Origin of the sequence: Rhodopirellula sp. MGV (assembly GCF_002251265.1) — a bacterium.
Taxonomy (GTDB): Bacteria; Planctomycetota; Planctomycetia; order Pirellulales; family Pirellulaceae; genus Stieleria; species Stieleria baltica_A.
The window spans coordinates 1-13,126 of the sequence record NZ_NPDI01000015.1 but is presented as its reverse complement, the minus strand read 5'-3'; the positions used below and the strand labels follow the sequence as shown (position 1 = coordinate 13,126).

5 protein-coding genes are annotated in these 13,126 nt (G+C 55.5%); 3 read left to right on the top strand and 2 right to left on the bottom strand.

Going from position 1 to position 13,126, the window contains the following annotated elements; genetic code table 11:
• Positions 1–219: 219 nt before the first annotated feature.
• On the bottom strand, positions 220–1,698 hold the full coding sequence (locus tag CGZ80_RS05620; RefSeq protein WP_094412248.1) for an RtcB family protein: 1,479 nt from the start codon (positions 1,696–1,698) through the stop codon (positions 220–222).
• A gap of 417 nt (positions 1,699–2,115) precedes the next feature.
• Here CGZ80_RS05620 and lptD point away from each other — a divergent pair, with 417 nt between their 5' ends.
• Positions 2,116–5,265, top strand: a complete 3,150-nt coding sequence (gene lptD / locus CGZ80_RS05615) for an LPS assembly protein LptD (protein ID WP_143543762.1) — start codon at positions 2,116–2,118, stop codon at positions 5,263–5,265.
• An 18-nt stretch (positions 5,266–5,283) separates the two neighbouring features.
• Here lptD and cutA read toward each other — a convergent pair whose 3' ends face one another.
• Positions 5,284–5,625 (bottom strand): divalent-cation tolerance protein CutA, encoded by a 342-nt coding sequence (gene cutA, locus CGZ80_RS05610; RefSeq protein ID WP_094412246.1) that lies wholly within the window; start codon positions 5,623–5,625, stop codon positions 5,284–5,286.
• 224 nt (positions 5,626–5,849) lie between these two features.
• Here cutA and CGZ80_RS05605 point away from each other — a divergent pair, with 224 nt between their 5' ends.
• Together CGZ80_RS05605 and CGZ80_RS05600 are read left to right on the top strand one after the other, a co-directional pair.
• Entirely contained in the window at positions 5,850–6,302 is a 453-nt protein-coding gene (locus CGZ80_RS05605; RefSeq protein ID WP_094412242.1) for a bacterioferritin, read from the top strand.
• 301 nt (positions 6,303–6,603) lie between these two features.
• Complete coding sequence (locus CGZ80_RS05600) at positions 6,604–12,951, top strand: hypothetical protein (protein ID WP_094412240.1); 6,348 nt, start codon at positions 6,604–6,606, stop codon at positions 12,949–12,951.
• The last annotated feature ends 175 nt before the right edge of the window (positions 12,952–13,126 follow it).

Below are 13,126 nucleotides of genomic sequence, written 5' to 3'. Positions count from 1 at the left end.
CCATCAGCCGCCTTCGCGATAGCGAGCGGTTGCGCGGTTACGGTCCGTTGTGGCTGCGATCGCGGATGCGGGGCGGCGTTTGAAGTACCGAAAATCGCCTAAAGGCTAGACTCCAGCGACACGGCGATTCCGCCTCCATCAGCCGCCGATCTCAGCCACAACGGACCGTAACCACTCAACCGCTCGCTATCGCGAAGGCGGCTGATGGCGTTGCTTCTTTCAATCGTCTGCTTTACTCGCGTCTTTGATCACGAACCTCGCTTTCAAACGCGCGACCTCGCTTGCCAATCCGGCTTGCTTCACGCTGCGAAGGACTTCGTTGAAATCCTTGTACGCGGCAGGGGCTTCGTCCTTCGGATAAAACCGGCAATTGCTCAAGATGTCTTGCTCGTCGAATTCACGATCGATCGTCGACTGATCCAGTTCACGAATTGCCCGTTTACGTCCCAGGACTCGTCCAGCGCCGTGGTTCACGCTGTAGCACGACTTCTCCGCTCCGGCATCCGCCACCATCACTGCCGACCCATCGCGAGGATTCCCTGGCAACAAGATCGGGTGACCGGTCTCGGCAAAAGGGGTTCCGGCGAGCGAAAAGTGACCACCAGGAATCGCGCGTGTCGCACCTTTGCGGTGCACCCACGATTTCTGGTTGTTGACGATTTCCTGTCGCGCGATGTTGTGACTGATGAAGTACACCAGTTGCCCGATTGTTCCCGGAAGCACTTCTTGAAACGCTTCCAAAACCAAGGCGTTGATCAACAGGTGGTTCACCGTCGCAAAGTTGGATCCCAAAGCCATGTCATCCAAGTAGTCGTTCGCTTCGGCAGTCCCCAATGGCGCGTAGACCAATTGACGATCCGCACCGGGCAACGGGATTCCCCATCGCTCGAATTTCGATTGCAACAGCTTGAACTGATAGCTGGCCAGGTTGTGCCCGAAACCACGCGATCCGCAGTGCGACAAAAACGCGACGTGACCATCGACGAGGCCAAAAGTCTTGGCGACGTCTTGAGCCCGTTGATCCTCGGCGATTTCAACCACTTCGCATTCTCCAAAGTGATTCCCGCCACCGTAGGATCCGAGCTGCCCAGCCTTCGCTGCAAAGTTCTTTTGGTGTGGTAGCGTCAACAGTTGATCCAAACGCTGCGCAAGCGCATCGGTCGTTTCATCGTGACCGACGTGAAAGGAGTCTTCACAGCGGTCTGCCCACTCAGCCGGAATCCCCAGGTCCGCGCAGACATCTGGACTTGCCCCTTCGATCACAGCTCGCTTTCCCAAGTCCTCGTCGACATGGCGTGCCTTTTTAACACTGCGTTGTCCTTTTCCCGTTCCCGTTGGGGTTCGCTCGCAAATTGCGTTGATCAACGCCCGACGGGTTTTGCGATCGGTGACCGCGTCGGCTGGGAGGTCCAGCTGCAGCAAACTCATCGAACACTTGATGTCGACGCCGACGGGACCGGGATAGATATGCGTCGGCGAAGCCATCACACATCCGACCGGCGCGCCGTATCCACAGTGAGCATCGGGATTGAGGACCAACTCAGTCACACCAGGAGCGGTGCGTGAATTAATCGCTTGCTGAATGCACAGGTCATCAAAGGTTTCACGGATCGCTTCCGTTCCGATCACGGTGATCGGTGCGGTCGTCCCGGTTGGCAAAATCGCAGTCGCATCGCCGGTTGGAATGAATTTCGTCATCGCTCGTTTCAAGTCTCTCGTTGATCTAGTTGCTGTGTTTTAGCAAACAGAGCCTTAGCAAACAGAGTCACCGGGGGTGGGTGGGGTTCACCGGAGGATCAAAGATGCGACGCAAAGGTCTTTGCCCACGCGATCAATCCGAGTTCAGTTGCTAGCATCAAGCTGGACGGTTCTTCAGCTGTTTTCCGCTTGTGACCAACGCTTCCGACTTCGTAGGATCGCGACCCGGAGTCGGTGGATTCGTGCGCCGACGTCATTTATCAACGCTCCACACCTTAGATTGAAACGCTTTTGGCCGGCACGGAAGCCATCGCCGATTTGCGTCCCCGGCAAAAGAAACCCCGGGGCGGACGCCGCTGCGCCGAGGAAAAACCTCGAGCGGGCAGCCTTGCGCCGCAAACGAACACCAATTTTGGTGTGATCAAATTTATCGCCGCGTTTGCAGTGGTTCTCGCGACCTTCGCGGTCGAACCATCGCACTTGGTCGCACAATCGGTCACGGTTGACGGTGAGATTCGACTGTCGGGTCAAACGTTGTTCCGTTGGCACGAAGGCCAGACGCAGATGTCCTTGGCCGAAGGCAATTGCCGGCTCGAATTCAACGGCAAAGCGTATCTGGCCAACAAAGTCCTCGTGGTCACCGACGGTCCGCGTGGAAACGTCCGCAACCGTTTGGCAATCGAAGGCCTAGGCGGGACGAAAAAGTCCGCCACTGAGCCGTCGCAACCATTGGTGGTGACACTTCGAAGCGATGACGAACCTCGCGTGCAATCGGATCAATACCGTGCCAAGCCGGCGAGTCGTCCTTTCCTGCTCGACTACCTAGAACAATCGCTCGCGCGCCAGGCTGCGACCTCGGAAGTTGCTCAAACCCAGTTCGTCCAAGGCGGCCAAACGCAGTCGATTCCCGTCCCGGAGCCGATCCCAGACGACAACGTCAACACGCGCCAATGGGAAGTCCCAAATCCGCCGCTGTCGCGATTGCCGACGGAACTAACCGGTCCCAATACCTTCAATGGGCCAAGTACATCAGGTGGTTTCGGCGATAGCTATCCGATCGACCAGTATTCGGTCGCCGATCCCCTGGAACCGACCAACAACAGCGAATTCCTGTTTGGCGGCGGAACCAAAGGGGTACAGATCGGCCCCCGCCATCCATCATCTCCGCCGCGAGTCGACATGACCTTGGTGCCGGAGACGAATGAAACCGTTGTCATCGGTCGCGGTGGTGTCGTGATCACGATTCGTGATGTTTCAACACAATTTCCCGATGGCCGGGTGATGGATTTTGGCACCGTCACGATTTCGGCAAACCGTGTTGTCGGTTGGGTGCCCAACATGGTTGATGTCATCAACGGCGACGCCAGCTTTAACTCCGCTGATGGTGAGTTGTACTTGGAAGGCGACATTGTATTTCGCGCCGGCGACTCGCTGATTTATGCCGAATCGATGTATTACAACGTCGTCAAAGAAACCGGCATGGTGCTCGATGCCGAAGCAATCACGACGATACCGGAGTACCAGGGCGTCGTGCGTTTGAAAGCTGAAGTGCTGCAGCAAATCTCGCATGGAAATTTTCGCGCGTTCGATGCCGCCGTGACCAGCAGTCGGCTGGGCGTGCCGCGGTACTGGCTGCAAAGCGAGACGTTGGAGTTCTACGAAAAGACACGCAGTGTTGTTGACCGCGACAGTGGGCTGCTGGTTTCGGACAATGACCCCTTCGTACGCAGCAAGAACAGCTTTGTATTTGTCGGCGGGATACCGATTTTTTATTGGCCGCGGTTTGCCACCAGCCTTGAACGCCCGGTGTTTTACATCCAGGGGATCAAGGTTCGAAATGACCAAAATTTTGGCAGCCAGATCTTGCTGGACTGGGATATCTTTCAGCTCTTGGGGATCGACAACATTCCCGAAGGTGTCGATTGGCAACTCTCGACAGACTACCTCAGCAAACGTGGGCCGGCGCTTGGCACGACGTTCAAGTATGACGTGCCAGCGTTCTTCGGATTGATGGGACATACGCGTGGCAACTTGGATGTCTGGGGAATCGACGACAGCGGGCTGGATCAACTCGGCCGAGGTCGGATGGATTTGCCGCTGGAGGAAACCACACGTGGCCGTGTGAAGTGGCAACACCGTCAGAAGCTTGCTAACGATTGGGAAGTTACCGGGCAGGTCGGCTACTTGAGCGACCGCAACTTCCTGGAGCAGTACTTGGAATATGAATGGGACCAAAACCCAGATCATGTCACCGAGCTGCGGGTGCAAAAGTACTATCACAATCAGCTGTTCGAGCTGTCGGCGACACCGCAGCTAAACACGTTCTTCCAAAAGACGGAACGGTTGCCGGAGTTCAATCACTACCTGTTCGGCAGTTCGATTCTGAACGATCGCCTGACGTGGCAGATGCACAACCACGCGTCCTATTCGAAGCTAAACCAGGCCGACGATCCGCTGGATCCGGTTCAAGCGGCAAACTACTTTCCGCTTCCTGGTGAGATGGATCGCGAAGGCGTGATCGCATCGACGCGACAAGAACTGGCAATGAACCTGGACTTTGGTCCGTTCAACATTCGCCCCATCGCTTCCATCGAAGCCTCACACTACGGCGAAGCTGCCGACGGCGATTCGCTGACTCGCTTGCTCGGCCAATCGGGCGTCCAAGTGAACTTACCAATGGTTCGTGTTGACCCCACGATCCAAAGCACGCTGCTAAACATGCGTGGCTTGGCTCACAAAATGGAATGGAAGGCAGAGTACTGGTACGCCGACAGCAACACCGACTTGGACGAGTTGCCCTTCTACGATGCACTTGATGACGATCCACAGGAACAGTTCCGACGTCGATTTATCGGCTCGACGTTCAATGGAAGTCTGCCAACGGCATTCGACCCCCGAAATTATGCGTATCGTCAAGGCGTGCAGCGATGGTTGGCCAGTCCTAGTGAAGTGGTTGCCGACGACCTGCAGCAGATCCGCTTGGGACTGAATCAACGTTTCCAAACAAAACGCGGATTGCCTGGACAAGACCGGATTGTCGACATCATCCAGTTCGATGTCGAAACGATTTTGTTCCCTCGCGAAGACCGCGACAACTTTGGTGAAACCCTGGGGCCAACGACTTATGATTTTCGCTATCACATTGGCGATCGCTTGTCGTTGGTTAGCGACGGGTACCTCGACTTTTTCGACGAGGGGCTTCGTTCGTTAAGTGCGGGCGTTCGCAGCAGTCGCCCTGGTGTGAGCGATTGGTACGTCGGCATGATGTCTTTGGAAGGCCCGATCAGCAGCACCGTCTTCCGATCGAACTTCGATTATCGGGTGAACGAAAAGTGGATCGTCTCGGGCGGGACCACGTATGACTTCGGCAGCACTGGTTATGTCGGCCAGAATTTTGGGATCACACGCATCGGCGAATCGATGCTCGTAAGACTGAACATCGCCGCGGACCGTGGACGCGACAACGTCAGCTTTGGGTTTGTCATCGAACCACGATTCTTCCCACGACTGTTGGGCAACGTTGGCGGTGGCATGATTCCTCCGCCGGGCATCGAAGGTTTGGAATAGCATTTCGATTGGCAGCTGCTACTGGCGTGTTTCGCCGTTGATGCTTCGCCGGACCCAATCGACATAGCCTGGATCGGCGTCACTGCATGGCAGCATCACAATCTGTGGCTGCGTGTAGGGGTGCAGTTTCTGCAGCCCACGCATCAAGGCGTCGCTCTGATCGGCCGCCGTTTTGATCACCAAGCGGACTTCAGGGTCCACGCAAATTTTGCCGTCCCAGCGGTAATAGCTTTTGATCGGGGCGTCGATTTGGACACAGGCAGCGAGATGCTGGTCGATCAGCGACTGGGCTAGCGTTTCAGCTTGTTGCTGGTCCGAAACGGTGGTCAAACAAACGACAAGTTGGGGACGATCATCCATTGGGAAGCGAACCTTATTGAGAAGCAATTTCAGCAGCGAAGCCGGCCAAGAGTACTGTTGATTTGAACGGTTCTCAACAAGGGCACGCGAGGACGCTATTTTCTGAAAACCCTCCCGCAGTCGGTCGGATAGCGGTTGCCGAGGGCCTGTCTTGGGCGCTATTGTTTCGAACAGCAGACGCAATCCCAATCCAGAATCGAGTCACAAGAATCAGGAGACTATAGATGGACTATCAACCGATCATCGACCAATTGAACGAATGCCTGAAGCATGAATGGACCGGCGTGGCTCAGTACTCGCAAGCAAGCTTTTTGATCGAAGGCGTGTGGCGTGAAGTTTACGCCGGGACCTTCATCGAAAACGCCGAAGAGTCATTCGGCCATGCGAAGCTCGTCGGCGAAAAGATCTCCGCCCTCGGTGGTGTCCCCGTCGTCACCCGCAACGAGATCAAGCAAACGCGTGACCTGACCGAGATTTTGAAGAACAGCTTGGAATTCGAATCCAAAGCAGTGGAGATGTACACCAAAGCGTTGGACCTGGCCGAAGGCGATCGCGCCCTGGTGATCTTCTTGGAAAACATCCTGGAAGAAGAACAAGAAGGCGTTGACGAGTTCACGAAATTGTTGCGTGGCAGCGAAGCGATGGAATCAGCCAAGAGCAGCACGAAAACCGCGTAACACGTTACCAAAACACCGTCTGCCTTTCTTGGGCAGACACCGAGCGACGACGACGCCCCGGCCATTCGGCTGGGGCGTCGTTCATTATATTGGGAATTGTCGCGAAGCCTTTGCCGAGACACCACTTCGTTTGTTCCGCAGAAGCGGTCGCAGCGGAATCTGGGGGATTTTTATCGCCAATCCCTAATAAATCCGATCAGCGTGCGTCCTTTCATGCGGCTACGTTTCACCGAATAGCGGTGGGCGTGGCCACTCATCTGTTCACGCATCTGGCTCAAACTCTTTGCAACGGTGATCTGAAATGATCAATCGCGATCTCAACCAACGAAAATCTCGACGCTCGCGACGCAAACGTCGTTCTGCGAAAGCGATCGCGGCACTCCTTCTCATCGGATTGATCCCCAAAAACGTCATGGCCGAACCAATCGGGTTTATGGAAAAGTTCGCCCTTTCGGCGGACCGCGAATCCGTGCTCTCGGAACTGATTCCGGGTAGCGATGATTTCTACTTCTTCTACTGCCTGCACTACCAAAACACGCAGCAACTCGATCGTGCCGAAGCGGCCTTGAAGGCCTGGAGCAATGCCCGCAAAGGGGCTATGTCGCCGCTGATGCAAGCGATGACAGAGCGGCAACGATTGTTGACGTACGATCGCAATCCAGGCGAATCGATCGACTACCTGATCCGACGGCTCAACATCCAACTGAACCATTCGGCCCCCGCCCGCAAAGGCGAACGTCGCTACCCCAGCCAAATCGCAGACGAACTGCTGTCACCACAACAGATCGTCAAGCGGTCACTACACGACAACGTCGCCTTGTCTCCACTGGGAATGCAAATCGCCGCGGACTGGTTCCTCGGCGGCCAGCCCGGTGACCTGGGATTGGATCTAAATGCATTGCTGAAACGGGTCAACGGTCCCTACCTGAAATCGCTTGATCGACTAGTCATCCAAGAACTGAATCAGCGGAACGAGCGTGATCGCCGTTTCGGTGACTTGCCCGCGCACCAGTTTTTGACACTCGAAGAACTTGATGAAGTCGCCCGTCGTGTCCCCACGGTCGCCGATGACAACGAGTTCGTTGATGCAAAACTGTACCGTCTGCGCCCCAACGCTGACATCGACCTGAGCCAACAGCCCGAAGAGCGGCTTAAGTACTTGCGCCGTGTCGAGCAGTACACCCAGACGCTGTCGGCGGCGTACAGTTCGCTGAAAGCGAGTTCCGCATATCGCTTGCTCGAAGCAAACTTGAAAGCGGGCATTTGGGACAAGGAGTTGTTCCTACGGTACCTGCAACTGCCGCGTCAGAGTTCGATCATCAGTCCAATGATCGCGCGACTTCCCAATCGTGCGAACTTGAATCAGGATTTTTCCAGTGTTGCGTTTTTGCCGCCGATCGGCAGCGACGAAGCGCTGATCGAAACCTACCTCGAACACTTTTTGCTCGACGCGACCGGCATCGACGAGTACACGCGATATCTTCAGCCCGATTTTGTCCGTCGTGTGTTCGCACGCACCAAACTGATGTCGGGTGTCACCAATGAACAGCCGTACTTCGAAATGTTGTCGGCTGGCGAACGCAAAGAACTGCGTGACAAAGTGGAGCTAACGTTTGCCCCACAGAACCCAACGCGATTTGCAAGTGAGGACACGACAGAACTGCTTGTGGATGTCAAAAACATCGACAAGCTTGTTGTCCGCGTCTACGAAATCAACTCTCTTGCATACTACCGCACACATCAAGAAACGCTTGATACCGACGTCGATTTAGACGGTCTGATTCCGACCCACGAACAGACGATCGAGTACGACCGTCCGACGATCGTACGTCACCGTGAAACGATTCGCATTGACGAGACGAAGGGACGCGGCGTTTGGATCGTCGACTTGGTTGGCAAAGGCCGACGGGCACGAACGATCATCCGCCATGGCGACTTGAATACCGTTCGTTCGCAAACGGCCAACGGCGTCCAAATCACAGTGCTCGATGAAAACCGCAATGTCATCAACGACGCTAAGCTGTTCGTCAACAATCAAGAGTTTGCGGCCAAGGAAAACGGGAAGATTTCAATCCCGATGGTCAGCCAAATCGCAGACGGCCAAGCCATCGTCTACGACGGCAAAATTGCACGCACGTTCCGCTTGGAACACCTGGTCGAAAACTATGAGCTGCAAGCTGGGTTCCTCGTCGATCCGGCGCTGATTCAATCGGGCGGCCAAACGACGTTGGTGGTCCGACCACGCTTGTCACTCGGTTCGCAGCCGGTTGATCCAGGAATCTTGTCCAAAGCGTCGTTGCGAGTCACCGCAACCGATTTGGACGGGATCGAAACGACCAAGACGTTCGAAAAAATTGAACTGAATCAAGCCCAAGAATACGCCATCGATTTCCGCGTTCCATCGCGTTTGGCAAAACTCAGTTTCCATTTGTCCGGCAAAGTTACTGGGCTGAGTGATCGACGAGAACGCGAACTCGCAGCCGATCACACGGTTCAGCTCGCTGGCATCCGCCAATCCAATCAAACGGTCGACGCATTTTTGACCCGTGATGGCGACGATTATGTGATCGAAACCCGGGGCCGCAACGGGGAACTGATCGGTGGCACCACGGTGACGGTCAAGTTCCTAACCGACCTTGGCCAATACCGCCCCGAAGTGACATTGCAGTCCGATGACCAGGGACGCGTCAATCTTGGACCGATGGCACCGGTTCAACAGTTGTCGTATAGCGTCAATGGTGCGACATGGCACCAGTTTGATGCACAGATCAACAAACACGTTTGGCCGTCGGCAGTCCACTTGGCAACGACCGATGAATTGCGTTTGCCACTGGCCGACGGAAGCACTGCCGAAAACTATCGGTTGCTAGAAGTACGTGATGGGGTCGTTCAACAAGACCTCTCGGCGAAGCTGTCGGTTGCGGCGGGGCAATTGCTTGCCAATGACCTTCCGCCAGGCGATTACACATTGATCCAGCGTGAAACAGGGGACGCGACCAGTGTCGCAGTTGTCGAAGGCGAAAAGGTCGGCGATGTGATTGCCGGTGAAGTTCGCCACCGCCAACAAAGCCAACAAGTCCCGTTGGCGATCGAATCCATTCGGCGGCAGGATGACGGCAGTGTTGCGATTCAGCTTGCGGGCAACACAGACCTCGCACGCGTGCACCTGATCGCGTCGCGTTACTTTGGTCCGAAGCTTCCGTTGAATTCATTACATCTTGGCCTGCCACGATTGAATGGGCGGCAGCTGTCGCTGTCACGTTCCGGCTATGTGAGTGACTTGCGTCTGGGTGACGAGTACGAGTATGTGCTTCGCCGTCAGTTCGCGGAAAAGTATGCCGGCGTGATGCTTCCGCAGCCCAGTGTATTGCTGAATCCGTGGGAAACGGAAACCACAAGCAATCAATCGCAACAAGTAATGGCGGGTGACGCGCCCGCCCCCTCGGCAATGGCTGAACCGGCCCGAGATGCCGCGATGGGAGCCGCTAAAGCAGCTTCATTCGTGCAAAGCGAGACGGGATCCGATTTTGATTTTCTGCGTGATGCCGGCGTTTTGGCGGCGAACTTGATTCCCGACGAAAATGGCAGCCTTGTCGTTCCTGCGGATGTCGTGGCCGGAATGCCAATCGTCCAAGTGATCGTGTCGGATCCGCTGACGGTGATGCAACAAACCGTCACCGGACCTTTAAAAGAAGCCGAAATTGATGACCTGCGATTGGCAAGCTCCCTTCCGGCCGAGAAAGCATTGTCGTTCGAACGCGTCGTCTCCGTCGTGACACCTGACCAGCCGCTGGATCTCGAAACGCTCGGGTCAGCACAGCTTCAAGTCTTCGGTGATATCGCTTCGCTGTTGTCGCTGTACCGAACATTGGTCAGTGATGATCGCTTCGCTGACTTTGATGTGCTCGCCCGTTGGCATGCGATGGACGACGAACAAAAACTGACTGAGTATTCGAAGTTAGCTTGCCATGAATTGCATCTGTTCCTTTACATGCACGATGGCGAGTTCTTTAACTCGGTCATTCGCCCCTACCTCGCAAACAAGAATGAAAAGCAATTCATCGACCACTGGTTGCTGGGAGATGACCTGACTTCCTATGGGGAACTTTGGCGCTACCAACACCTTTCCGCTGCGGAACGTGCGTTGTTGGCAATGCGTCTTCCCGAGATGCGTTCATCGATCATCCGCGACCTGAATGAAACCGTTGATGCGATGAAAGATGACTTTGACCGCCGCCGAATGCTTGTCGAAACCGCGCTGCAATCCCGCGGATTGTCCGTCGCGTTCGATCGCGAGGAGATGGCAGCGGAATCTGATTTCGCGGTGCCACAATCCTTGGGCTACGCCATGGGCGGCATGGGAGGCGGCATCGATGGACTGTCACAAAATCAGGTGAAGGAATCGTTGCAACGATCCAGAGCCGTACAGTTGTTCCGCAAACAGCCCGCTAACACGCCGATGTTGGGGCGGCGGATGAGCGGGATGCTCTCCGAGCGGGAACTGGGGGACACGCGATACATGTACCAGCAGTTGGACAGTACCAAGCAATGGGCCGAAAACCAATTCGACCATGTTCGTACCGTCGGCAGCAATCCGTTGGACCTAATCCCGATCAATGCGTTTTGGCGTGACTTGGCGGGGCAGGACATCAGCGAAGGCAACGCACCTGCGATGTCAAACCATCTGCTGGCTCCAACGACCAGCCGTCATTCGGCGCTGCTCGCACTCGCGATGAGCGGGTTGCCATTGCAAGCGGGGGAAATCGGATTGCCGACGAAACCCGAGACGATGTATCGGCCGGAACATTCGGTCGCCCTAATCGCCAAACGCTTGCGTGAATTGCAAACATCTGATGAAAACGCCAGCGTATTGATCGGGCAACTGTTCCGATTGAGCAATCCCAACCCGAACGAAGACGAAGAGAAAGCCGTCACGGAAAAGTTCTTGACCGGACGTGCCTACAAAGGCCAAGTGGTCGTGTCGAATCCGACAGCCGAGCAAAAAACGTTGGAAGTGTTTTGGCAGATCCCGGCAGGCAGCCTGCCGCTCGCTGGAAGCCAAATGACCGACAGCAAAACGTTTGTCGTCAATGCCTTCGGAGTTGCGTCGGTCGAGTACGAGTTTTACTTCCCAGCCGCTGGCGAGTTCGTCCATTACCCGGCGAACGTTTCTGCTGGTGATGAATTGCTCGCGTCTGCCGATCAGATGAAATTCCGCGTTGCGGATGAATGGAGTGACGACGAAGTCACTTGGCAACGAATTGCCGTCGACGGTAGCGCCGATCAAATCCGCGATTACTTGGCCAAAGCAAATTTGCACAAACTCGATTGGAGTCTGGTGTACCATCGACTTCGTGACAAAGCCGTCTATGGCGTGGTCACCGATGCTTTGAAAACCGCAAAGGTCCCACAAACTGACGTTTGGGCCTATGGCTTCTATCACAAAGACGAATCGGCGATGCGACGGTATCTGTCGCTACGCAACGACCTGATTCAGAGTGTCGGCCCCGAACTGGATTCGACATTGTTGACGGTCGACGCGATTGATCGCCAAAGTTACGAACACCTCGAATACGCTCCCTTGGTCCGCGCCCGAATCCACCGGCTGGGTGACCAAGACGAGATTCTGAATTCGAAGTTCCTTGGCCAATACCAACAGTTCGTCCGTGGACTCGGTTTTCAACCTTCAATTGACGTCGAACAGAAACTGCCGCTGTCGTACTACTTGTTGCTGCAGAACCGAATCGAAGAATCGATTGCCGTATTTGGCGAGCTCGATCGTGACACCGTCGAGACGCAGCTGCAGTACGACTACATGGCCGGTTACTTGGCGATGCACCGTGGCGACTACGAAACGGCGCTACAAATCGCCAACGCCCATGCGAACCATCCGGTCCCGCGTTGGAAGACTCGCTTTGGACAGATGGCGTTGCAAGTGCTGCAACGATCTGACCTGATGGATTCCGGGCAATTGGTTTCCGTCGACAGTTCCGAATCAGGCGATGCGAGTGTTTCGCCACAAGCGGCTGACTTGGCGATAGCTGACCGTGACCGGGCGAACAGCCAAGCCTCGGCCGAAGTTCCGGAAGCCTCGATCAAAGTCGAAGGCGATCAGATTCGGATCGACCATCGCAACACCGACCAGGTTGAATTGAACTTTTACGGCGTGGATCTGGAGCTGTTGTTCAGCAAAGCTCCATTTGCCCGCAACGACTTGCAAAAGATCGCGATGGTCAGACCGACGCAATCGGAAACGGTACAGTTGAATGGCTCGTCCGGCACAACACGATTGGAAATTCCACGACAACTGCGCAGTCGGACGCTGCTGGTGGAAAGCCATGTCGGTGCATCGCGTAGCACCACCTTGTACTACGGTGGTGAACTGACGACGTATGTCAGCGACGCGTTTGGCCAACTGCAGACCACCGACGCGACCACACATCGTCCGATCGCGGGAGCCTACGTCAAGGTTTACGCTCGGTACCCTGGCGGCGACGTGCGGTTCTTCAAAGACGGTTACACCGATGGCCGAGGCCGGTTCGACTACACCAGCATCAGTGCGGCGGACGCCAAAGGCGCCGAGCGATACGCGATTCTTGTACTGAGTGAAACCAAGGGTGCGACCCTGCATGACGTTGCCGCGCCCTAAAGGCAACCTGCAATGAATGACTGATCAGCAAAAGAGCTGATCAGAAAAAGAGGCGAGCGGCAAAAGAAAAGAGGGTGCAACCGGAAAACCGATTGCACCCTCTTTCGTTTCATTCAATTGATACGCTGTCGCCTACCAGTTGCGGCCGCCTCCGCCGCCGCCGCCACGATGACCG